Raw genomic sequence first — 23,143 nt, forward strand, 5'->3', positions numbered from 1 at the left:
AAAAATAGGCATTTAAGGACTAACAATAACGATTTTAAATTTCAGATTTTATGAATTTTATCATAACTTTTTAATTTTAAAATAGTTATCTTTAAAAATCTATAATTTAAATCAGTTTATCATGAAAAGAATGTATCATTACGCAACTGTTTCAAAAGCTTTAGATCAATTGAATGAAAAAGGGTTTACGTGCGATTTTAATCGAAATGCAGAAGCGATTAAAAAGAATCCTGAGAAATTTGAAATTGTTCATGTGTATCGATACGAGGGTGAGTCGGACCCAGCAGATGAAGCAGTTGTATACGGAATTAAATCGACTTCGGGTAAAAAAGGAGTTTATGTTGCTGGCTTTTCGGCAGATTCAGATCAGGAAACAGCAAAGTTTTTATTTGATTTAAGTATTAGGGGAAGGTAAAATTTTAAAACTTAAAACTAAAAAAATCCAAATTCCAATTCGTTTATTAAAAATTGGATTTTGGATTTTTTTATTGGAATTTTCGAAATTTATGCTGAAGGAATTTTAAGTTTCCAACCTGGTTTAATTAAATCAGGGTTTGAAATAATATCTTTATTCGCTTCAAAAATATCATTCCACGAAATACCGTATGCCGCAGCAATTTTAGATAACGAATCACCTCCTTTTACAATATATTCCTTTGTTGCACCTTCTGTAACGGCAATATTCATTACAACATCTGCCGATCTGTATTCAGGATCAATTTTTTCGTACGCAGTCCAAAGTTTTTCTTTATCAGCAGCCGATTTAGCCGTACCATCAATATAAAGCACATTATCCTGTTCTCTTACCTGTAAATTAGCAATTCCAACTTCAGTTGCTAAATTTATCACTTCTCTGTATTTATCCTGTAAACTCATAACATCCTTATTTAATAGTTAATTTATTGTCTACTTTTTTAGGATTTAATTCCTGAATACTTTGCATTAAAGGCTGCAATCTGTCTTTTGCAATTTCTCCCGAAAGCGTAACAACGCCACCAACAACAGTTGCACTCACACCATCGTAAGCATCGACTACTTTGCTCACAGCTTTATCTAAATCGGTGTCTGAATTAATAATAACAGTCGCCGCGGCAGGCTCTTGATTGGCTCTGGCAAGTTCGCAGGTATTGACAACAGATTTTACACCTTTGGTTGCTCTTACGCTTTTTTCAATATTTTTCTTGAACATTTCATCGTCACAAATACCTGTAATTGTAGCTACACCTTCATGTACAGAAACTTGGATATCAGGATCATTTATTTTTTCTTGTAGTGCTTTTTCAATGTCAGCATCGTTAGGTTTACAGGATACCAAAGCAACAGTAAGGCATATTCCTAATAAAATGGATCTCATTTTCATAATACTCTCTTTTAGTTATTTACATTTTTAAAATTAAGGAGATTAATTATCAAATGATTATAAAATGTTGTGATGAGATTTATAAGTTTTCAAGTAGCATATTAACCTGAGATTCTTTAGTGACATAAGATGAGAATAAATTTTTCGATTAAATCACAACAAAAAAAGCCCATCATTTAGATGGACTTTTACAACACAACATAAGTAAAATTATACTGTTGGTATTTTTAACTTCCAGCCCGGCTGTATAATGTCTGGGTTTTTAATAATGTCTTTATTGGCTTCATAAATAGTCTGCCATGAAACGCCATGCGCTTTTCCTATTTTTGATAAAGAATCTCCACCTACAACAGTATATTCTATAGAAGTTCCTTCTGAAACTTCAATATTCATTACTACATCTGCCGATCTAAAATCAGGGTCTATTTTTCCGTAAGCAGCCCAAAGTTTTTCTTTATCATCTGCAGATTTTGCCGTTCCATCAACATATAGCACATTATCTTGTTCTCTTACTTGCAAATCAGCCACTCCTAAATTAGAAGCTAAATCTGTTAACTCTTTGTATTTATCTTTTAAACTCATAACATCAATTATTTAATAGTTAATTTGTTTTCTACTTTTTTAGGCTTCAATTCCTGAATACTTTTTATCAAATTTTGCAATTGACTTCTTTTGATCTCGCCAGTAAGTGTAACCACGCCATCTTTAACTGCTGCCGTTACACCGCTGTACGTTTTTACTACCTCATTTACCGAAGTGGTTAAAACTGCATCAGGATTAATTTCTACAGGAGCCGCAACTACAGGTTCTGGAGCTGGAATCTCACAATTGTTCACGACCGATTTAACACCTTTAATTCCTTTTACAATACTTTCTGCATTTTGCTTGAAAGCGTCATCTTTACAAGTACCCGAAATAGTCGCAACACCTTTCTCTACAGTTACTGAAACTCCAGGTAATTTGCTTAATTTTGCAGTAATTTCCTTTTGAATATCTGCATCTTTAGGTCCGCAAGCCACTAATAAAAAAGTAAAACTCATTCCTAATAACATCGATTTAATTTTCATAATGATATCTTTTTTAAATTAATTAATCTTCTAAGTTAACGAATAAATCAATCATATATTACAAAATAATCTTACATTTTTAAATATTATTGATTTCTTAAAATTAGCTCATAAAAAAAGTTTTGAATTATAAAATTCAAAACTTCTATGATTTCACAAAACACAACTAGCTACTTATCAATCAATTACCAATAATAAAGATAAATATCTTAATACATACTCTGTCCAAACTTTACAATCAAAACTTTAATTAGGTGAATAATCTACCTTTGTCAAAATTCGGTCTTCAATATTGCCTACTACATCACCATATTTGGCTGTATATTGTTTTTTAATATCAATCCACTCCTGATCTTTTCTAAAATCTTCCCAAGCTTTTTTCATTGCTGTTTCATTTGGCCATTCTAGAAAATATACAAATTCGGTCTTCTTATCTGATTTTGATTCGTAAATCGAAATAATTTTAAAGTTGTATTTCTTCATAATACGCATTGCATGATCCTTAAAACGTTCGTGGAACTCATGTTTATTGCTTTCAAAAATCTCATAAATACGCAATTGAAAAACTGGTTTTGTCTGAGATTGATTTTGTGCTTGAGCAGCAAATGCTGCAAAAAGAACAAAAATTAAAAAATATTTTTTCATGAGCTATAAGTTTATTATTAACTGCCGATCTTACCATATCGCTGTTGTTCAGAAAAATAGATAATAATTGTTTTTCCATTCTTTTTATATGGATAAAACAATTCATAAACTCCCTTACTCGAGCTATATCTTAATTCATCATTATTTTGATTAAAAACTTCATTCAAATAAGCTCTTTCTTCTTTAGTGGTCTGATAAATATAATTTACCTTTTTAGGCTGTATGCTATCATTTGCATCCAAACTTTCATTGTAATAGGCATTAAATCCAAGAAAAGCAGGCGCCCCTTTAATAGAATCTTTTACAATCAATGTTACACTCGGAAAGTTTTTATCTGTTGCAGACAAAACCCTTAAAATGCCAGTTGTTTCCTTGATATAAGATTTAGAAAAAGTGTAATTCAAAAGTTTATCGCTATTGGTTTTATTCGATTCTATAATAGATTTTGCAGAATTAATGAGCATCTTTTCTTTTTTAGCAGAAGTCAGATAATTTCCTCCAAAAAGTATAATTAGAATTAATGGAAAAATTAAAAGCAAAGTCAGAACCTTGCGTCTATTTGATTTGGTATTTACTTCGTCTTCATTTTTTCTTTCTGCAATTCTCGTCAAATTAAACATCAGATTGACAATTAGAGATCCAGCCATAAGGGCAAGAATTCCTAGAATGCTTAAATAGAAACTTTCGGTCATATTTTCTCTAAAAACTTTTAGTCCGAAAACCTCAATTACAATAAATGTAAACACCCAATACAATAATAAAAGTATAGAAGTAATTCCGATAATGTTGCTTAATTTAACAATCTGTTTTGCGTTCATGAATTATAAAGATTATGTTTCTTTTAAAATAAGTTATTTAGTTTCGCATTAAAAATAGTACATTTTTTATTACAAAAAATTTATTATTATTGTATTTAAAATCTAATTTATGAAGTTTAGTCCTCTTCTATTTTTTTTAATTCTTTCATTTCCTAATTATTCTTTTTCATGTGATTGTAAGACGATTGACCGAGAGAATATGGTAAAAACAGGATTAAAGCATGAAATTGTGTTTTACGGAGAAGTTATCGAGGTAGACTCAATTAAAAAAAAATATACTTTTAGAATTATAGAACTCTTTAAAGGAAAATACAATTCTCAGTTCATTACACAAAAGTATTCTGGCAATTGTTCTAAAATCCCATCTCTAAAACAACTTTGGATTGTTTATGCTGATTTTAATGAAGATAAAACTATTGAAGTAAGTGGCTGTTCTCCTAGTACTGGTTTTAAACCTTATGGGAGCGACTCCATACCTCCTCCACCAAAAATCAAAACCGCTCAAAAGACAGATGATCAAATAAAATCATTGTTTTTTTATGTTTGGGATCTGAAATTTGAAAATCGAAATTTACAAGACTGGATTTACCAATTAGAAAAGTTACGAGCTTATAAGAAATCCCAAAAAGAAATTTCTGATAAAGAAATAATAGCAACAAAATTGGAAACCTACAGCCAATATATTATCATTTCTTTGATTGTCAACATCGTATTATTTCTGAGTTTACTCTTTGTTATTTTGAAGAAAAAGAATTTCGCCAAATAACTAAAATCGGTTTTAAACAACGAAACAAAAGTCATATATTTGCTATCGAATAAAAAAGAATATGGAACAATTTGTAGTATCGGCACGTAAATATCGCCCGCAGACCTTTAAGGATGTTGTGGGGCAAAAAGCCATTACAAACACTTTGTTGAATGCTATTGAAACCAATCACTTAGCTTCTGCTCTTTTATTCACAGGACCACGTGGAGTTGGAAAAACGACTTGCGCCCGTATCTTGGCTCGAAAAATAAATCAGCCTGGATATGATGATCCTACCGAGGATTTTGCATTTAACGTTTTTGAGCTAGATGCTGCTTCAAACAATTCGGTTGATGATATTCGTAATCTTATCGATCAGGTTAGAATCCCGCCACAGACTGGACAGTACAAAGTATATATTATTGACGAGGTTCATATGTTGTCTTCGGCTGCTTTTAATGCTTTTCTTAAAACATTGGAAGAACCGCCAAAACATGCTATTTTCATTTTAGCAACAACAGAAAAACACAAAATCCTTCCAACGATTTTATCTCGCTGTCAGATTTTTGATTTCAAAAGAATTACAGTAAAAGATGCTAAAGAACATTTGGCAGATGTTGCTGAAAGTCAAGGAATTGTTTTTGAAGATGATGCACTGCATATTATTGCTCAAAAAGCAGATGGTGCGATGCGTGATGCTTTGTCTATTTTCGACCGTGTAGTATCATACTGCGGAACAAATTTAACCCGTCAGGCTGTAACTGAAAACCTAAACGTTTTAGATTACGAAACTTACATTTCGATTACCGATTTACTTTTAGAAAATGAAATTCCTAAGCTTTTATTAGCTTATAACGACATTCTTGCTAAAGGTTTTGACGGACATCATTTTATTGCTGGTTTGGCTTCTCATTTTAGAGATTTATTGGTAAGCAAAACTCCTTCGACTATTGCTTTATTAGAAGTTGGAGAACAAGCACAGCAAATGTATGCAACGCAATCGCAGAAATGTTCTCAAGAATTTTTATTAAAAGGAATTGACATTGCAAACGACTGTGATTTAAAATACAAATTAAGTCAGAATCAACGACTTTTAGTTGAATTATGCTTGATGCAATTGGCCTCTATCAACTTTGATGGAGAAAAAAAAAAGCTGAGCAATTCATAATTCCGCCTGTTTACTTTAAAAACGGAGGCTATTCTATTGTTGAAGTTCCAAGTGTAAAACCCCAAACTCCAAGTTCGGAAGAAAAAAATAATGTCAATGCTAATCCAAATAGCAATGACAATCCTGTTGCTGTAAATATTTCAAATACAGCACAAACTCCCGTTGAAACTCCAAAAGTTCAAACTCCAGAAGCTCCAACAACAGATACAACTGGAGCTCCAAAAGTTTCTGCTTTTTCTCTTGCTAGTATCCGCAAGAAAAAAGAATTGGAGGCTAGCACGAAATCATACGTTAAACCATCTTCTGTTTTACCAACTGAAGAATTTAACGAAACGGACATGCGTCTTCATTGGAACAAATATGCGGAACGTTTAGGCCAAAAAGGACTTAGAATTATGGAATCGATTCTATTGATTAGCGATCCAGTTTTGAACGGAACAACAATTTCTTATGAATTGCCAAACGAAGGATCAAAACTAGAGTTCGAAAGTCAGATGAATGGTTTGTTAGGGCATTTAAAAGGTCATTTACACAATCACGATATTACGATTGAAGTGATTGTAAATGAACAGGCTGAAACGAAACGAACTTACAATAATCAAGACCGTTATAATCGTTTCTTAGAAATCAATCCAAACATCGAACTTTTGCGCTCAACATTTGGATTGGATTTAAAAGATTAATTTTTTATTCGCCACGAATTACACGAATGTTCACGAATTAATTATTAAAATTCAAAATTTACGCAAATTAGTGTAATTCGTAGCAGACAGTAAAACTATTTATTTTTGAGTCCGAGACTGTAAACTTTTTCCAGCCATTTTTTTCTTTGTTCTTCGTTAGAACCTTTTATAATTCCGATATAGCTTACTTTTACGGGTTTTATGCCACAGAATTCTAAAGTCGATTTCTTTAATTGATTAACGCTTGGCCTTCCATAAAACAATCTATAATACCAGCTTGGCTGATCTAAAGTTGTAATAATATGAGCAGTTTTGCCTTTTAGTAATTTATCCCACCAAACCGAATTTTCGCGATACTGAAATGCCATTCCAGGCAAAAACAAACGATCTATAAATCCTTTTGTTATCGCTGGAAGTCCGCCCCACCAAACGGGATGAATCCAAACTAAATGATCTGCTCTTTTTATTTTCTCCCAAGATTCTACTAAATCTGGCTCTAATTCGGTACGTTTTTGATAACCAAATTGTAGATTGGGATTAAAGTTTAAATTGGCAATTGTAATAGTTTGTACTACAGCACCAGAAATAATAGCGCCTTTCTGATACGATTCTGCAATTCCGAAATTGAAGCTTTCGGCGTTTGGATGTCCGTTTATTATCAGTATTTTTTTCATATTGATGTTTTTTCAAAAATACTATTCGTATATTTTCTTTTACTAGACAAATGTCCTGAAAAACTGTTTAAATTATTTCTCTCGCAGATTTAGGAGATTGAGCAGATTTGTTTTTTTGACTTATTAATTGAGAAGAAAGAATATGCGCGATCTGCAACCCGAACGACAGCAAACTGCCGAAGAAAATCTGCGGGAAACTAAAAAATTAAACTATAGCTTTTCTAATTCTGCTTAAATGTCTTGGCGTAATTCCTAAATAAGAAGCCAAATATTGCAACGGAATTAATTGAATATACTTTTGATGATTTTTACAAAGTTCTTCATAACGCTGTGCTCCAGATAATTTCTGAAAAGAAACCATCCGTTTGTGCAGGTTTACAAATTCTAATTCAGTCAGTTTCCTTCCTGCTTCCTGCCAGTTAAAACCTGATTGGTAGAGTTTTTCTAAAGCTTTTCGATCTAAAACCTGCAATTCTGTATCTGTTAAAGCCTGAATATTTTCTTCTGCTTTTTCTTCTGTTATAAAACTGGCAAAAGAGGCCATAAATTCATTTTCGAAAGCAAAACAATTGGTGATTTCGTCACCTTTATGATTGACAAAAAAGGAACGGAGAATTCCTTTTTCAATAAAAACTATTTCGTTGCAAACCTGATTTTCAGTCAGTAAAAGCTCTCCTTTTTTTAAGGTGCGAAACGTAATTAAATCATCTAAAAGACTTAATTCGTCACCAGAAAAATTTTGAATGGATTGAAAAACAGTTTTCATAAACTATTCATTTTAAGAAAAAATCCTGCCAATTCTTTTGTCTGGAATAAGCCATAACATTGCAACTGTAAAATAAGCTGCTCCAGAAACCCACTGGTTAAAGAATGCCGTAACAATTCCGATAACGTATAAAACTAAGGAAATTTTGCCCTTATAATCTTTGTTAAGTGCTTTTCTTAAAGCTGAATTAGCCCCTTCGGCACACATTATAGTATATTGCAGAATAATATAAGATATTGCAGAAAGAAGCAGTACAACTCCATACATTGTCATTGCAGCCTTTTCAAAATTATGTTCTCCCATCCAAGCGGTAGAAACAGGAATTAAAGAGAGCCAAAACAAAAAGTGCAGATTACTCCACAATACTTTTCCGTTTACTCGTGATAAACTATGAAGCAAATAATGGTGATTATTCCAATATATTCCAACATAAATAAAACTCAAAATATAGCTTAAAAACTTAGGGATAAGCGGTTTTAAATCTGCAAATTGATGTCCTTCTGGCGCTTTAATCTCCAAAATCATGATCGTAATAATGATTGCCAAAACACCATCACTAAAAGCTTCTAGTCTGCCTTTATTCATTAAAAAAAATAGTATTAAATTTTACCGTAGTACATTGCTTTTACGATACCATCAGAAAGTCCGATTTTAGGAACATAAATCTGGCGTGCACCACTCCATTTCATTGCATTTAGATAAATTCTAGTGGCATGGATAATTACGTCGGCACGGTCGGAATTCAGACCTAATTCGGCAATTCTTTGTTCGTATGTCAGCGAATTTAAAAATGCATATTGGGAGTTAACATAAATATACGAAAGCGGTTTTTCCTGCTGTTTCCCAGACATTTTAAACAACTTATTGATGTTTCCTCCAGAACCTATCAGCGTTACTTCATCGTAATCGGCTGTGTTGGTTTTAATCCATTTTTCTATTTCATCCCAAACCACATCATGAACCATGTTATTTAATAAACGAACCGTTCCTGCTTTGAAAGATCTTGAAGTAATCATTTTTCCGTCCGAGAATAACGTAAACTCGGTACTTCCGCCTCCAACATCCACAAAAAGATAAGTTTCGTCCGATTTGATTAAATGATGCAAATCTGTCGAAGCAATAATTGCCGCTTCTTTTTTACCATCAATAATCTCGATTTTTATGTCGGCTTTTTTCTTAATTAAAGCCACGACTTCTTTTGCATTATAAGCTTCGCGCATTGCAGAAGTTGCAAATGCCATATAACGCTCTACCTTATGTACTTTCATCAAAAGATTGAATGCTTTCATAGCATCAACCATTCGCTCAATATTTTCTGGTGAAATTTCTCCAACTGTAAAGGCATCTTGTCCTAAACGAATTGGCACACGAACAAGTGAACTTTTGTTAAACTGCGGTTCTTTGCCTTCTTGTTCCACAACGTTAGCGATCAAAAGCCTCATGGCATTCGAACCGATATCTATCGCTGCAAACTTCCTAATATTAATCATGCTCACTTTATGATTTAAAAATTGGTATTTATTATTAATTTACTTTTTGAGGAACCTCTTCTAATATTGCTACTTTATTCTGATAATATTTATAGGTTTCAAATTGTGCTCTAAATGGGGCATGATGGTTTTTAGGCTTATATTTATTATCTAATTTGTATGAATGATATCTTACTTTTACGTTTCCTTTCCACGCAATATTGAAGTTATCGATCAATTCTTTCTTAATTTCTAGGTCATAAATTGGACAGGTGACCTCTACTCTTCCGTCAAGATTTCTAGTCATAAAATCGGCAGACGAAATGTATACTTCGGTCAAACCTGCATTTCCAAAAATGTAAACTCTCGAATGCTCTAAGTAATTGTCTACAATACTTATTGCTTCAATGTTTTCGCTCATTCCTGGAATTCCTGGAATTAAAGAGCAAATTCCTCTTACTTGAAGCTGGATTTTTACTCCCGCATTACTTGCTTCGTATAATTTATCGATCATTTTAAAATCGGATAAACTATTCATTTTTAATTTTATATGTGTTTTTCTACCTGCAAGGGCATGCAGAATTTCACGATCGATCAGTTTTATAAATTTAGTTCTTGTGTAATGAGGCGATACTATTAAATGCTTGTATCTATGAACTCTATAATTGATGTCGAAAAACTCAAATATTTTAGATATATCTTTTAGAATTCCCTGATGGCATGTAAGCAATGTTACATCGGTATAAATTTTTGCTGTTGACTCGTTAAAATTTCCAGTTGAAATGAATCCGTAACGACGATTTTTACCTTCTTCTAATCTTTCGATTACACAAATTTTACTATGAACTTTTAATCCTTTAATCCCAAAAATAAGTTCAATTCCTTCTGTCTGCATTTGTTCTGCATAAGAGATATTGGAAGCTTCATCAAAACGTGCCTGAAGTTCTATTTGCACTACTACTCTTTTGCCATTTTTAGCAGCATTTATTAAAGAGCTAATTACTTGAGAATTTTTAGCTAAACGATACAAGGTTATTTTGATGCTTGTAACTTTCGGATCTAAAGCAGCTTCACGCAAAAATTTGGTTAAATAAGAAAACGACTGATAGGGTGCATGAACTAAATAGTCTTTTTTACTGATTTTTTCTAAAATACTACCTTCTAAACTTAAACCTGGAACTGGCATAGGTTCATTTGGTTTGTATAATAAATCGTATCTGCCAAGGTTTGGAAAACTCATGTAATCGCGACGATTATGGTATCTTCCTCCCGGAATTATACTATCTGTTTCTACAATTTTCATTTTATCTAAGAAAAACTGGAGCGTATCTTCTTCAATTAAATTATCATAAATAAAACGAACAGGCTCTCCAATACGACGGTCTTTTACAGAAGAAGCGATTTTTTCAAGCATACTTTTACTCAAATCACTATCTATATCTAATTGTGCGTCGCGGGTAATTTTGATCATGTGGGCAGAAACACTCTTATAATCAAATATATTAAAGATGTTTTTCAGTTTGAAACGAATAACATCATCAATTAAAATAACATATTGCTTTTCGTCTTCAGAAGGAAGTACAACAAACCTGTTGATGGTTTTTGGAATTTCTATTAAAGCATAACGAACCTCATCATTTGCCAATTCTAAACGAACAGCCAGATAGCCTAAAGTATCTTTAAGAATTGGAAAAACGGCTAGATCATTTAAAATAATGGTTACTAACTCTGGGCTTAATTTTTGGTTATAAAAGTCTTTTAAGAAACACTCTTGTTTTGGCGTAATCTGTGTTTCATTTATAATAAAAATATTCTCAGACTCAAGCTCGGCTTCAATATTGCCGAGAATACGCAAACTTTCAGATTGTTGCTGAATTACGATTTCGGTAATATCTTTAATTAATTGATGAGCAGAAATACCGCCTAAATATTTTTCGCCAGAAATACCTGAGAGGCTTAATCGCCTAATAGCTGCATATCGAACTCTAAAAAATTCGTCTAAATTGTTTGAAAAAATTCCAACAAAACGCAGTCTGTCTAAAAGTGGCACTGTATTGTCTGCTGCTTCCTGAAGCACTCTTGCATTAAACGCTAACCAGCTTTTTTCTCTATCGATATATTTCTGTTCGTACACTGTTATTATTTTAAATCTTTGGGGAAAATAGTTTTATGTGTTTTGCCCTTATGGATCGTATCCCAGCTGTTTGCATCAAATTGTAATGATACAAAGCCAGAAGTTGGAACATTCTCTATAAAAACATCCCCAAATTTATTAACAAAATTTGTAATAGCCTCGTTATGTCCGAAAAGAATAACGCTTTCAAAACTATTATCACACGATTTAATAACTTTTTCGAGTTGTTTTTCATCGAAAGTGTATAAATCATCTCTAAAAACAATGCTTTCTAAAGGATAAGATATGTTTTGCGCAAAAATTAAAGCAGTTTCTGAGGCTCTCGCAGCTGTACTGCTCCACATTATATATGTTTTAGGAAGATACTCTGAAATATTTAATGAAACATCATGCGCATCTAAAATCCCCCTTTTCATTAACGGACGGTCAAAATCTTTTAATGGTGCTTCCCAGCTAGATTTGGCATGACGAATTAAAATAAGATTTTTCATAAACAGCAGAATTTAAAAACCTGAATTGCAGGCCATTTTTAATTAAGTTCTAATTTACAAAAGAAATTTTAAACCTTCTCCTTTTTTTATTTCTGTTAACATTATAACGAAATTTTAACAGGAATAAACAATTCGTAAAATGTTAACATCTATAAAATCATAGAAAAATAAAAATTGCATTTTATGTACTTCATCTATAAAATTAGTATTTAGTCGATAATGTGACAGTTCGTAAAATTTTAACTAAATATTTGATTATTAGTTATTTATATTATTTCAAACAAACCAATTCTAGCTAATAAAGCAAAAAAATGTACGAAAAAATTTCACTTTTTAGAGTTAAAAAAAAGTGTTTTTGAGTCAATTTTTGATAAAAAAACAACACTTCAACGAGTTTTTAGGTTAGTTATAGATAAAAAAATAATATTAGAAAAACTCTAATATAACTTTGATTCTGTTAAAATTTCATAAATACTTTAAAACTAAATCTTAAGTTATGAAAACAAAATCTACTCTTGAAAAAGCAGTAAAATTTGTAAGCAATTGTAAGTTTATTTTTTTCTCGAAGAAAAATATCTTTAGCAAAAACATTTTTAATCTGCTTTGCTTATTAATTACTTCAATTGCGTTTTCGCAATCTGGTTCGTGTAATTCTGAAATAACTATTGACGGAGAGAATTATCAAAAGTACAATGGTTTTGAAGTTTCGTTTTTACTACAAGTTAAAAATACTGGAAGCAATACAGATACTTATCAGCTGTCTGCTGAGAACTTTTCAAATTTTCCAGAAAACCCTGATGGCAGTACCACAAAAAGCAATGTTTTAATGAACAATAGGCTGGAGAGCAAAAATTATGCTCCCCTGAATAAAACACTTACACTTTCTCCAGGAGAAACTGCTGAGTTTTATGTAAAACTAAGTTTGGCTGATATTTCTAACCTAGATCAATGGAACGGCACTTCGGTCACAGTCACTTCTACCACTTGTCCTGACAGTAAAAGCCAAACTGTTGTTCATACCTATATTCCTCCAAAAAAGACAAAAGGTATTGGATTTACTGTGCCATCATTAGACCTAAAAAACAACACAACTCCCAAAACAGTAAGTGCTTTTTACTACTCTATGTAGGTATAAATCGTTTTCAGTTAGTTAAAATATGATATCAATATTAAACTTTTTAATATGAAAAACTTTACTTTCGAAAAAAGAATAAAAATCCTCCTAAGTTTTCTATTAAGCATTTTGTTTCTTAATGTTTATGGCGGAGAAGGAAGCAAACAAACAACTCCTGACACTAATCATAGGGCTTCGCTTGCGATAAACAATAGCACTTATGGAAGTTTTGGCAGATATGGTTCGACAGACGCACAGCGATTGTATATTCGAATTCAAAACCCAAATAGCGAAAAAGTATATTTAGGTTTTAGCAGAGCTAGAAGATCAAGTCCAACTGGTACCGAAATTACTTCTAGATTTAGAATCATGAGACCCGATGGAAGCGTAGCATTTGCAAACTACAACTTGGATGGCAGCTCATCGAACATAACAGGTACTGAAGCCCAAAGACTTACCAGAGCGCAAAATGGTCCAAATGGTATAGACGGAGTTACTTCTGCTGGATATACTCCTATAGTTTTTAATCCAAATGGCATGCCTGCCGGTGATTACTATATCGAATTTGAGAGCACAACTGATGGTAGCAGTACTGAAATCTACTATAACTATTACGACATTACAGTTGCCAATACTTCAAACAATTCAATTCCAGGGCGTATTTATTCAAAACGCTGGGCTTTTGCAATGGATGATGTTGAGACCGATTTTAATGGTGCCTTTTATGTTTTTGCTCCTGATAATGGTTCTACAACTGGAGCCGTTACTCAAAACGGTTTTGTAAATAAAATCAATTTTAATGGTGCTGGTTTCAGACCTTGGTATTTTAATGTGGCTTTTAATAATACAGGTCCAGGAAATTCAGGAAATGCTGCTAATGATCAAAAAAGTATTTATAACGCACCGAATGCTACACAAATGAGTCCAAAATATGAGGTCTTCTTAAATGATCCTGATATTAATATATGGAAAAATGGAACCTATAACGGTAACATACAAATTAACGGAATTACCAATTGTGGTATTGGTGAAAGTAATATAAACATTAGTGTTTTTAAAAGCGGAACTATCGAAATACTTCTTGACTTTAACGGTGGAGATGGAATTTATACTCCAGGCACAAAAGATGTACTAACTACCCAAACTGTTACAGCATCGGGAGCTCCTCCTTATGCCGTAAGTGTTCCTTGGAATGGAAAAGATGGTTTAGGAAATACCATAGCACAAGGAACTTCGATACCAATAGTAGTTACTTTTGGACAAGCTGCTTTCCATTTTCCGATATATGATGTAGAAGAAAATCAATATGGTTTCTCCTGTACAACCGTTAGACCTGCAGCTCCATCTGGATATGTTTTAAAATTCTACTGGGACGACAGCAATATTACGTATACTGGAGGTACTTTTGACGCCAAAGTAAATCTTACTGGCTGTACACCAAACGGTACTCCTCCAAGTAATTGCCATAGATGGAATGGGTTTAACGACAATAATAATGGTTCGCCTCAATATGGAAATTTAAATACCATAAATACATGGTGGTATGCCAATCGAGATTTTGTAACTTCTAACATCGTTTTACCTCCATTCTACACTGTTGCACTAGGAACAACAAGCAATGTTACTTGTTTTGGCGGTAATGATGGTAAAATTCAGATTAATGTAACAAACGGAACTGGTCCGTTTAAGTATTACATCAACGGAGAAACAACAGTAAATACTTTACAGAGTTTAACTGCTGGAACTTATAATATCAAAGTTGTCGATGCAAATGGCTGTTCTGCAAATATTAATGGCGTTGTAATTACACAACCTGCCGCGGCAGTAACCGTTGCCAAAACGTCTCAAACGGATGTATTATGTTTCGGAGCCTCAACCGGAGCCATCAACATAACAGCTTCTGGAGGTGTGGGACCGTATACTTACGACTGGACTGATCTTACAGGAACCACTGATCCTGAAGACAGAACTGGACTTATTGCAGGAACTTACACCGTAACCGTAAAAGATTCTAAAGGATGTACCTCTGCCCCTCTTGTCGTGACAATCACACAATCAGGTTCAGCAGTAGCATCTGCTAAAACTTCCCAGACTGATGTATTATGCTTTGGCGCTTCAACGGGAGCCATCAACATAACAGCTTCTGGAGGTGTAGCCCCTTACACGTACGACTGGGCTGATCTTGCGGGAACCAATGATCCTGAAGATAGAACAGCATTGCCTGCAGGAACTTACACCGTAACCGTGAAAGATGCAAACGGATGTGCTGCCACACCGCTTTCTGTAACCATAACACAGCCTGCTTATGCTGTAGCCTCTGCTAAAACTTCCCAAACTGATGTATTATGCTTTGGCGCTTCAACAGGAGCAATAAACATAACAGCTTCTGGAGGTGTAGCGCCTTATACTTACGACTGGGCTGATCTTGTGGGAGCCAATGATCCAGAAGACAGAACAGCACTTCCTGCAGGAACTTACACCGTAACCGTAAAAGATGCAAACGGATGTGCTGCCGCACCGCTTTCTGTAACCATAACACAGCCTGCTTCTGCAGTAGCTGTTGCTAAAACTTCCCAAACTGACGTATTATGCTTTGGCGCTTCAACAGGAGCCATCAACATAACAGCTTCTGGAGGTGTAGCGCCTTACACTTACGACTGGGCTGATCTTGCAGGAACCAATGATCCTGAAGACAGAACAGCACTTCCTGCAGGAACTTACACCGTAACCGTAAAGGATGCAAACGGATGTTCTGCCGCGCCTCTTGCCGTTACAATTACACAGCCTGCTTCAGCAGTAGCTGTTGCTAAAACTTCCCAAACTGACGTATTATGCTTTGGCGCTTCAACAGGCGCAATCAACATAACAGCTTCTGGAGGCCTAGCGCCTTACACGTACGACTGGGCCGATCTTGCGGGAACCAATGATCCTGAAGACAGAACTGCACTTATTGCGGGAACTTACACCGTAACCGTAAAAGATGCAAACGGATGTTCTGAAGCGCCTCTTGCCGTTACAATTACACAGCCTGCTTCTGCAGTAGCTGTTGCTAAAACTTCCCAAACTGACGTATTATGCTTTGGCGCTTCAACAGGAGCCATCAACATAACAGCTTCTGGAGGCGTAGCGCCTTACTCTTACGACTGGGCCGATCTGGCGGGAACCAATGATCCTGAAGACAGAACTGCACTTATTGCGGGAACTTACACCGTAACCGTAAAAGATGCAAACGGATGTTCTGCAGCGCCTCTTGCCGTTACAATTACACAGCCTGCTTCTGCAGTAGCTGTTGCTAAAACTTCCCAAACTGACGTATTATGCTTTGGCGCTTCAACAGGAGCCATCAACATAACAGCTTCTGGAGGTGTAGCGCCTTACACTTACGACTGGGCTGATCTTGCAGGAACCAATGATCCTGAAGACAGAACAGCACTGCCTGCAGGAACTTACACCGTAACCGTGAAAGATGCAAACGGATGTTCTGCCGCACCGCTTTCTGTAACCATAACACAGCCTGCATCTGCAGTGGCTGTAGCTAAAACTTCCCAAACTGACGTATTATGCTTTGGCGCTTCAACAGGAGCAATCAACATAACAGCTTCTGGAGGTGTCGCTCCTTACACTTACGACTGGGCTGATCTGGCGGGAACCAATGATCCTGAAGACAGAACTGCACTTATTGCGGGAACTTACACCGTAACAGTAAAAGATGCAAATGGATGTTCTGCCGCGCCTCTTGCCGTTACAATTACACAGCCTGCTTCTGCAGTAGCTGTTGCTAAAACTTCCCAAACTGACGTATTATGCTTTGGCGCTTCAACAGGAGCCATCAACATAACAGCTTCTGGAGGTGTAGCGCCGTACACTTACGACTGGGCTGATCTGGCGGGAACCAATGATCCTGAAGACAGAACAGCACTGCCTGCAGGAACTTACACCGTAACCGTGAAAGATGCAAACGGATGTTCCGCCGCACCGCTTTCTGTAACCATAACACAGCCTGCATCTGCAGTGGCTGTAGCTAAAACTTCCCAAACTGACGTATTATGCTTTGGCGCTTCAACAGGAGCAATCAACATAACAGCTTCTGGAGGTGTCGCTCCTTACACTTACGACTGGGCTGATCTGGCGGGAACCAATGATCCTGAAGACAGAACTGGACTTATTGCGGGAACGTATACTGTAACCATAAAAGATGTAAACGGATGTTCTGCCGCACCGCTTTCTGTAACCATAACACAGCCTGCTTCTGCAGTAGCATCTGCTAAAACTTCCCAGACTGATGTATTATGCTTTGGCGCTTCAACTGGAGCCATCAACATAACAGCTTCTGGAGGTGTAGCGCCGTACACTTACGACTGGGCTGATCTTGCGGGAACCAATGATCCTGAAGACAGAACAGCATTGCCTGCAGGAACTTACACCGTAACCGTGAAAGATGCAAACGGATGTTCTGCAGCGCCGCTTTCTGTAACCATAACACAGCCTGCTTCAGCAGTAGCATCTGCTAAAACTTCCCAAACTGACGTATTATGTTTCGGAGCCTCAACTGGAGCCATTAACATAACAGCTTCTGGAGGCGTAGCGCCTTACACTTACGACTGGGCCGATCTTGCGGGAACCAATGATCCTGAAGACAGAACTGCACTTATTACGGGAACTTATACCGTAACCGTGAAAGACGCAAACGGATGTGCTGCCGCGCCACTTTCTATAACTATTACACAGCCAGGTACTGCTTTATCATGCTCTGTTGTACAAAATAAACCAGTAACTTCAAATGGTTTAAGCAATGGTGAGGCAACTGTATCTCCAATTGGAGGCACTCCTACTTACACTTACTTATGGGATAATGGCGAAAATACACCCAAAGCAGTAGCTCTAAATGCAGGAACGCATAGCGTAAAAGTTACGGATGCAAACGGATGTACTACAGAGTGCAGCATTGTAATTACTGAACCAAATGTTCTTTCTTGCAGTATAGCGCAGGATGCAACTGTAAAATGTTATGGAGGGAATACTGGTAAAGCTACGGTAACAGCTGTGGGCGGCAATGGAGAGTATACCTACCTTTGGGATAATGGCGAAACAACTGCACAAGCAGTTGCTTTAACAGCAGGTTTACATTCTGTAACAGTTACTGACAAATTAGGATATAGTACAAAATGCGAAATAACAATTGGTCAGCCTCAAGCTCTTTTAAGCGCAACAACAACGCAAGTTAATGTAGCTTGTGGTGGCGGAGCAACAGGTTCAGCAACTGTTATTCCATCTGGAGGAACAAGCCCTTATACTTACTCTTGGGATACTAATCCTGTTCAGACAGATGCTACAGCTATAGGACTTAAAGCCGGAACTTATAATGTTACGGTTACAGATGCCAACTTATGTACCATCGTAAAAACTGCAATTATTATCGATGGAGATTCCGTTATACCTGTTATAGATCCACTACCTGCAGTTTCTACTATCAATTGTCCAGCAGAACCAGTTTTTGCACAAGCAACAGCAACTGACGACAATGGAACGATCTCTTCATTAACTTATGAAGACACTACTACAGAAGGAAATTGTGCTGGAACTTATACAAAAACAAGAACATGGACTGCAAAAGATGCTTGTGGAAATGTTTCACTACCTGTAAGCCAAACCATTATAGTGCAAGACAATTCTGCGCCAACATGGACTACTCAAGCTGGATCTTTAGACAAAACTATAGAATGCAGTGACGAACAGGCTTTAGCAAATGCGCAATCTTTATTCCCAACAGCTTCTGACTTATGCGATACTGATGTGTCTAACATCATTAAAGTAAGCGGACAGTTCGTAGCTTCTGAAGGATGCGGAAATGCAGGAACTTACACCAACACTTGGACTGTAAAAGATGACTGTGGAAATACTTCTGAAACTTTCACTCAGATAATTACAATTCAGGATACAACTGCGCCAACATGGACTACTCAAGCTGGATCTTTAGACAAAACTATAGAATGCAGTGACGAACAGGCTTTAGCAAATGCGCAATCTTTATTCCCAACAGCTTCTGACTTATGCGATACTGATGTGTCTAACATCATTAAAGTAAGCGGACAGTTTGTAGCTTCTGAAGGATGCGGAAATGCAGGAACTTACACCAATACTTGGACTGTAAAAGATGACTGTGGAAATACTTCTGAAACTTTCACTCAGATAATTACAATTCAAGATACAACTGCTCCGACATGGACTACTCAAGCTGGTGCTTTAAATGCAACTTTAGAGTGCAGTGACACTGAAGGGCTTGCTGCTGCTCAGGCTCAGTTCCCGATAGCTTCTGACTTATGCGATACTGATGTGTCTAATATTACTAAAGTAAGCGGACAGTTTGTAGCTTCAGAAAATTGTTCAAATGCAGGAACTTACACCAACACTTGGACTGTAAAAGACGACTGTGGAAATACTTCTGAAACTTTCACTCAGATAATTACAATTCAGGATACCATGAAACCAGCTTTCGTTGGCGAATTGCCTTCAGATATTACGGTTTCTTGTGATGCGGTTCCAGAGCCATACAACATGCAAGCTTCTGATAATTGCAACGGAGACTTGCCAATTGTTTTTAGTGAAACTAAAAGCGATATTAAAAACGAATGCGGTACAGAATATACCTTAACTCGCAACTGGTCAACAAGTGATTGTGGAGGGAATTCAATTTCTTATACCCAAATTATTACGGTAAGAGATACAACACCTCCAACAGGCACTGCACCAGCAGATGTTGCTAATCTGCAAAATGCTGCAGACATTCCAGCAGGAAGCCCAGAAGACATAAAAGATGCGACTGATAACTGTGGTGGAACGGTAAATATTACTGTAAACGATACTAACAATGGAGCAACTGGATGCAATGGAGAATCTTACATTTTGACTAGAACTTATACACTAACAGATTGCGCAGGAAATAAAACTGAATTGGTACAAACCTTTACAGTTGAAAATAAAGTTTCTGTGAGCGGCATACCTACCAATGTAAGCTGTCAAGGAGAAAGCAACGGTTCGATAGCAGTTACTAGCAGTCCTGGAGCTACTGTAGTTATTACAAATCAAAATAATGAGGTAGTTGGAAATACTAATTTACCAGCCGGAACATATACACTTACTGCAACATCTGTAGTAAATGGTGAGAACCAAACTTGTACAGCAACTGCAACAGTTGTGATTACAGAGCCAAATTATAGAGTTAAAATATCTGGACAAATCATAAATGTAAATACGAACGCTCCAATTGCAAATGTACCTGTGACATTGATTCCTCAGGGAACAACTACCGGTCCAATACAAATGCGTATTACTGGCGCTGATGGAATGTACAGCTTTACAGGAATGCCTGCTGGAAGCTATTTGGTACAAGTTCAGGATGCTAATTTAAATAGTGCCTATCAACTATACCCTGTCGATTCAAGCTTGTTCTTTACTACTCTTGAAGAATGTGCTTTCCAAGTTCATAACTTTGAATACGGAAAATCAAACCTTCCAGTTCTTGGAGATTATGTTTGGTATGATCTTAACAATAACGGAATTCAAGATGAATGGTATGACGCTAATAATGATGGAGTGGTTACCAAAAACATTCCAGATTCAAACGGATCTATTGATTATAGCCAATGGGAATGGATTGACCTTAACGGAGACGGAAGCTATACTGGTCCGCAAAACAATGGCGAATTAAATGCCGCAGGTTTTGGAAATGCGTTAAATGCCAATGTAATAATCGATGGTCCAAACGGATATCATGAAGAAGTTATAGTGGGTATCGAAGGATTCTGGAGAGATCGTCCAGATACAGCAAATCCTTACGGAGACTATACGATCAAATTGGTTAGAGATGCCAACTTTGATGCCGTGGCTGCTGCTTTAGGAGCAACTGGTTTAGTAAAAGTTCTGCCTTCAATATCTTCTAAAAACATAGCAGCTAAAACAAACAAAATGCAATTGCATACCGTTTGTAAAACAACAACAGACAGTGGTTATGTCGTAACGGTAACTCCAGAGGATTTGGTTCATTTAGATGCCGACTTTGGTGTAAGCTGTAAAGATTACAAAGATATTGTTGCCAATGACGATAGCGCAGGTCCAATTGCAGGTGTAAACCACATTACAACTAATGTATTAAATGTATTGCCAAATGATACTTTAGAAGGAAATGCCATAACTGCATCTGATGTTATTATTACAACTGTAACGCCAAACGAGTTTTTACAATTAAATCCTGATGGTTCTGTTGATGTACTACCAAATGCTCCTGTAGGAACACTGACAATGGTATATCAAATTTGCGAAGCCGATCAGACAGACAACTGTGATACTGCAACTGTTACTGTTACAATTGAAGCTCCAATAATGACCGTTACAGCAACTTCAATTTGTGTTAATGATGTTCCATATATTGATTATGTAGTAACAGCAGTAAACTTCACTCCTTTAAATGGTGTAAGCATTGCTTGGGCAGACAGCAACAGCAATGTCGTAACAACAATGAACAATTTACCATTAAGTGGTCGTGTATTGTGGCCAGGAGCGGTTGTAGACGAGCAAGGAAAAGGAATTGATTGGCCAGGCTGGATTTTTGAAAATAACAGATGGATTGAAGGAGCAGATGGATTTGAGAAATTACGTCCAACTACTAATGTAACTTTCACTGTTAATCCAAGTCAGACTATTACAATTAATTATCCGCCTGCAGATCCTTATTGTACTGCAAGACCAACATTTGCAATAGTGGCTAATGATGATACTCCTGCACCGATAATAGAAAGTCCAACACAAACTACCGTAGGCAATGTTTTAACTAACGATACATTAAATAGTAGTTCAGTAAATATAAATGATGTCACATTAACGACAACTATTCCAGATCCAACAGGTTCGATATCTGTTAATCCTGACGGAACTATAAGTGTTGCACCCAATACACCTGGTGGCACTTATACTTTAACCTATCAAATCTGTGAAAAAGCTGATTTTGGAAACTGTGATACTGCAATAGTGACTGTTACTGTGATTTCTCCAATCGTTGCTAATGATGATACATTCAGCAATATAGGATGCAATTCTTTTGGACTAGTAGGCAATCTATTGAGTAACGACGTAAAAGGAAGAACTCCTATAACCATAGATTTAGTAAACTTTACACTTATTGCCCAAGGAAACACTACTAAAACAGATCCAAATATTACCGTTGATAGTTCTGGAAATGTAAATGTGTCTAGTTTAACAGTTGCAGGAACTTACACTTACAGCTACACAATTTGTGATAAACTAAATCCTGAAAATTGTGATTCTGCAATCGTTACCATTATAGTAATTCCAAATGGTGCTATTGAGGTTACAGGTACAGCATGTAACGATGATTCAACATTGGTTAACTTGAGCAGCCTGCTTCCCGAAGGAAGCCCTACAACAGGAGTTTGGCAAGATAGAAACAATACCAATGCGTTACAGGGTGGCATCCTTAATCCGTTTGGTTTAGCATTAGGCAATTATGTTTTTGAATATGTAATAGCAGATCAAAACTGTCCGCGAACCGTAGTTTTAAACATGGAAATCAATGATGACTGTAAAGTCTTAGCTTGTGGTAACGTGTTGGTGCATAATGCTTTCTCTCCTAATGGTGATAACATGAATGATTTCTTCAAAATTGATAATATTGATGAACTAACCTGTTATCCAGGCAATACTGTCGAAATATATAATCGCTGGGGAATTTTAGTTTTTGAAACTACAAATTACAACAATAAAACAAATGCTTTTGATGGAACTTCAAGAGGAAGAACAACTGTTAAGCAATCTGACGGACTACCAACTGGAACCTATTTTTACATTATCACGTATAAATCTCTAGATGGAAACAACAATGTTCAAGATCATAAACTAGACGGGTATTTATATTTATCTAGATAGCAATTACAATACGCTGCAAATAAATATTTGCAGCGTATTAAAAAATCTATATTTTTTTGATTAATTCTAA

Annotated in this window: 19 protein-coding genes; 6 read left to right on the top strand and 13 right to left on the bottom strand. The window is 35.9% G+C overall.

All coding sequences use genetic code 11. The features are described from left to right. Positions 1 to 121: 121 nt before the first annotated feature. Positions 122 to 415 (top strand): SH3 domain-containing protein, encoded by a 294-nt coding sequence (locus tag M0M44_RS20940; RefSeq protein ID WP_248727467.1) that lies wholly within the window; start codon positions 122 to 124, stop codon positions 413 to 415. Positions 416 to 504: 89 nt separating this feature from the next. Here the strand turns inward: M0M44_RS20940 and M0M44_RS20945 are convergent, their stop codons facing one another. The 6 genes from M0M44_RS20945 to M0M44_RS20970 all read right to left on the bottom strand — a co-directional run bounded on the left by M0M44_RS20945 (position 505) and on the right by M0M44_RS20970 (position 3,890). Beyond that, positions 505 to 876, bottom strand: coding sequence for a LysM peptidoglycan-binding domain-containing protein (locus M0M44_RS20945; RefSeq protein WP_248727468.1), 372 nt, complete (start codon positions 874 to 876; stop codon positions 505 to 507). Positions 877 to 883: 7 nt separating this feature from the next. Continuing rightward, entirely contained in the window at positions 884 to 1,360 is a 477-nt protein-coding gene (locus M0M44_RS20950; protein ID WP_248727469.1) for a BON domain-containing protein, read from the bottom strand. A gap of 210 nt (positions 1,361 to 1,570) precedes the next feature. Further along, a complete protein-coding gene (locus M0M44_RS20955) occupies positions 1,571 to 1,942 on the bottom strand; it encodes a LysM peptidoglycan-binding domain-containing protein (RefSeq protein ID WP_248727470.1) in 372 nt (123 codons plus the stop codon). Between the two features lie 8 nt (positions 1,943 to 1,950). Then, positions 1,951 to 2,427 carry a BON domain-containing protein gene (locus M0M44_RS20960; protein WP_248727471.1) on the bottom strand — a complete coding sequence of 159 codons (477 nt, stop codon included), beginning with the start codon at positions 2,425 to 2,427 and terminating at the stop codon, positions 1,951 to 1,953. Positions 2,428 to 2,673: 246 nt separating this feature from the next. After that, on the bottom strand, positions 2,674 to 3,072 hold the full coding sequence (locus M0M44_RS20965) for an NIPSNAP family protein (protein WP_248727472.1): 399 nt from the start codon (positions 3,070 to 3,072) through the stop codon (positions 2,674 to 2,676). Between the two features lie 17 nt (positions 3,073 to 3,089). After that, entirely contained in the window at positions 3,090 to 3,890 is an 801-nt protein-coding gene (locus M0M44_RS20970; RefSeq protein WP_248727473.1) for a hypothetical protein, read from the bottom strand. Between the two features lie 109 nt (positions 3,891 to 3,999). On the opposite strand from M0M44_RS20970, the gene M0M44_RS20975 reads away from it, so the two are divergent. Continuing rightward, the gene (locus M0M44_RS20975) at positions 4,000 to 4,656 is read left to right on the top strand and encodes a hypothetical protein (RefSeq protein ID WP_248727474.1); all 657 of its coding nucleotides are present in this window, start codon (positions 4,000 to 4,002) and stop codon (positions 4,654 to 4,656) included. Positions 4,657 to 4,717: 61 nt separating this feature from the next. Beyond that, the gene (gene dnaX, locus M0M44_RS20980) at positions 4,718 to 5,803 is read left to right on the top strand and encodes a DNA polymerase III subunit gamma/tau (RefSeq protein WP_248727475.1); all 1,086 of its coding nucleotides are present in this window, start codon (positions 4,718 to 4,720) and stop codon (positions 5,801 to 5,803) included. A 178-nt stretch (positions 5,804 to 5,981) separates the two neighbouring features. On the opposite strand, the gene M0M44_RS20985 is transcribed toward dnaX, so the two are convergent. Next, the gene (locus tag M0M44_RS20985) at positions 5,982 to 6,143 is read right to left on the bottom strand and encodes a hypothetical protein (protein WP_248727476.1); all 162 of its coding nucleotides are present in this window, start codon (positions 6,141 to 6,143) and stop codon (positions 5,982 to 5,984) included. Here M0M44_RS20985 and M0M44_RS20990 point away from each other — a divergent pair. Then, positions 6,142 to 6,486: a DNA polymerase III gene (locus M0M44_RS20990; RefSeq protein WP_248727477.1), complete on the top strand. Its 345-nt coding sequence runs from the start codon at positions 6,142 to 6,144 to the stop codon at positions 6,484 to 6,486. The two genes, M0M44_RS20985 and M0M44_RS20990, sit on opposite strands and share 2 nt — an antisense overlap. Positions 6,487 to 6,581: 95 nt before the next feature. On the opposite strand, the gene M0M44_RS20995 is transcribed toward M0M44_RS20990, so the two are convergent. From M0M44_RS20995 to M0M44_RS21020, 6 genes are all read right to left on the bottom strand, one after another. Further along, entirely contained in the window at positions 6,582 to 7,160 is a 579-nt protein-coding gene (locus M0M44_RS20995) for an NAD(P)H-dependent oxidoreductase (RefSeq protein WP_248727478.1), read from the bottom strand. 205 nt (positions 7,161 to 7,365) lie between these two features. Continuing rightward, complete coding sequence (locus M0M44_RS21000; protein ID WP_248727479.1) at positions 7,366 to 7,926, bottom strand: Crp/Fnr family transcriptional regulator; 561 nt, start codon at positions 7,924 to 7,926, stop codon at positions 7,366 to 7,368. A gap of 12 nt (positions 7,927 to 7,938) precedes the next feature. Then, positions 7,939 to 8,511 (bottom strand): TMEM175 family protein, encoded by a 573-nt coding sequence (locus M0M44_RS21005; RefSeq protein ID WP_248727480.1) that lies wholly within the window; start codon positions 8,509 to 8,511, stop codon positions 7,939 to 7,941. A 14-nt stretch (positions 8,512 to 8,525) separates the two neighbouring features. Next, complete coding sequence (locus M0M44_RS21010; RefSeq protein WP_248727481.1) at positions 8,526 to 9,416, bottom strand: Ppx/GppA phosphatase family protein; 891 nt, start codon at positions 9,414 to 9,416, stop codon at positions 8,526 to 8,528. Positions 9,417 to 9,450: 34 nt separating this feature from the next. Then, the gene (gene ppk1, locus M0M44_RS21015) at positions 9,451 to 11,529 is read right to left on the bottom strand and encodes a polyphosphate kinase 1 (protein ID WP_248727482.1); all 2,079 of its coding nucleotides are present in this window, start codon (positions 11,527 to 11,529) and stop codon (positions 9,451 to 9,453) included. Between the two features lie 5 nt (positions 11,530 to 11,534). After that, positions 11,535 to 12,020, bottom strand: coding sequence for a SixA phosphatase family protein (locus tag M0M44_RS21020; RefSeq protein WP_248727483.1), 486 nt, complete (start codon positions 12,018 to 12,020; stop codon positions 11,535 to 11,537). Positions 12,021 to 12,516: 496 nt separating this feature from the next. Here M0M44_RS21020 and M0M44_RS21025 point away from each other — a divergent pair, with 496 nt between their 5' ends. Further along, the gene (locus M0M44_RS21025; RefSeq protein ID WP_248727484.1) at positions 12,517 to 13,149 is read left to right on the top strand and encodes a hypothetical protein; all 633 of its coding nucleotides are present in this window, start codon (positions 12,517 to 12,519) and stop codon (positions 13,147 to 13,149) included. Between the two features lie 54 nt (positions 13,150 to 13,203). Then, positions 13,204 to 23,073 (top strand): T9SS type B sorting domain-containing protein, encoded by a 9,870-nt coding sequence (locus M0M44_RS21030; protein ID WP_248727485.1) that lies wholly within the window; start codon positions 13,204 to 13,206, stop codon positions 23,071 to 23,073. The last annotated feature ends 70 nt before the right edge of the window (positions 23,074 to 23,143 follow it).

The sequence above is a fragment of the Flavobacterium humidisoli genome (genome assembly GCF_023272795.1).
In the GTDB taxonomy this organism is placed as follows: Bacteria; Bacteroidota; Bacteroidia; order Flavobacteriales; family Flavobacteriaceae; genus Flavobacterium; species Flavobacterium humidisoli.

What these genes read in the sequence shown, in the direction of transcription:
- M0M44_RS20985 (WP_248727476.1), bottom strand. Translation starts at nt 6,143, where the DNA reads ATGTCCGTTTCGTTAAATTCTTCAGTTGGTAAAACAGAAGATGGTTTA.
- M0M44_RS21020 (WP_248727483.1), bottom strand. Translation starts at nt 12,020, where the DNA reads ATGAAAAATCTTATTTTAATTCGTCATGCCAAATCTAGCTGGGAAGCA.
- M0M44_RS20950 (WP_248727469.1), bottom strand. Translation starts at nt 1,360, where the DNA reads ATGAAAATGAGATCCATTTTATTAGGAATATGCCTTACTGTTGCTTTG.
- M0M44_RS20970 (WP_248727473.1), bottom strand. Translation starts at nt 3,890, where the DNA reads ATGAACGCAAAACAGATTGTTAAATTAAGCAACATTATCGGAATTACT.
- M0M44_RS21000 (WP_248727479.1), bottom strand. Translation starts at nt 7,926, where the DNA reads ATGAAAACTGTTTTTCAATCCATTCAAAATTTTTCTGGTGACGAATTA.
- M0M44_RS21030 (WP_248727485.1), top strand. Translation starts at nt 13,204, where the DNA reads ATGAAAAACTTTACTTTCGAAAAAAGAATAAAAATCCTCCTAAGTTTT.
- M0M44_RS20995 (WP_248727478.1), bottom strand. Translation starts at nt 7,160, where the DNA reads ATGAAAAAAATACTGATAATAAACGGACATCCAAACGCCGAAAGCTTC.
- M0M44_RS20965 (WP_248727472.1), bottom strand. Translation starts at nt 3,072, where the DNA reads ATGAAAAAATATTTTTTAATTTTTGTTCTTTTTGCAGCATTTGCTGCT.
- M0M44_RS20940 (WP_248727467.1), top strand. Translation starts at nt 122, where the DNA reads ATGAAAAGAATGTATCATTACGCAACTGTTTCAAAAGCTTTAGATCAA.
- M0M44_RS21005 (WP_248727480.1), bottom strand. Translation starts at nt 8,511, where the DNA reads ATGAATAAAGGCAGACTAGAAGCTTTTAGTGATGGTGTTTTGGCAATC.
- M0M44_RS21010 (WP_248727481.1), bottom strand. Translation starts at nt 9,416, where the DNA reads ATGATTAATATTAGGAAGTTTGCAGCGATAGATATCGGTTCGAATGCC.
- M0M44_RS20990 (WP_248727477.1), top strand. Translation starts at nt 6,142, where the DNA reads ATGCGTCTTCATTGGAACAAATATGCGGAACGTTTAGGCCAAAAAGGA.
- M0M44_RS21025 (WP_248727484.1), top strand. Translation starts at nt 12,517, where the DNA reads ATGAAAACAAAATCTACTCTTGAAAAAGCAGTAAAATTTGTAAGCAAT.
- dnaX (WP_248727475.1), top strand. Translation starts at nt 4,718, where the DNA reads ATGGAACAATTTGTAGTATCGGCACGTAAATATCGCCCGCAGACCTTT.
- M0M44_RS20945 (WP_248727468.1), bottom strand. Translation starts at nt 876, where the DNA reads ATGAGTTTACAGGATAAATACAGAGAAGTGATAAATTTAGCAACTGAA.
- M0M44_RS20960 (WP_248727471.1), bottom strand. Translation starts at nt 2,427, where the DNA reads ATGAAAATTAAATCGATGTTATTAGGAATGAGTTTTACTTTTTTATTA.
- M0M44_RS20955 (WP_248727470.1), bottom strand. Translation starts at nt 1,942, where the DNA reads ATGAGTTTAAAAGATAAATACAAAGAGTTAACAGATTTAGCTTCTAAT.
- M0M44_RS20975 (WP_248727474.1), top strand. Translation starts at nt 4,000, where the DNA reads ATGAAGTTTAGTCCTCTTCTATTTTTTTTAATTCTTTCATTTCCTAAT.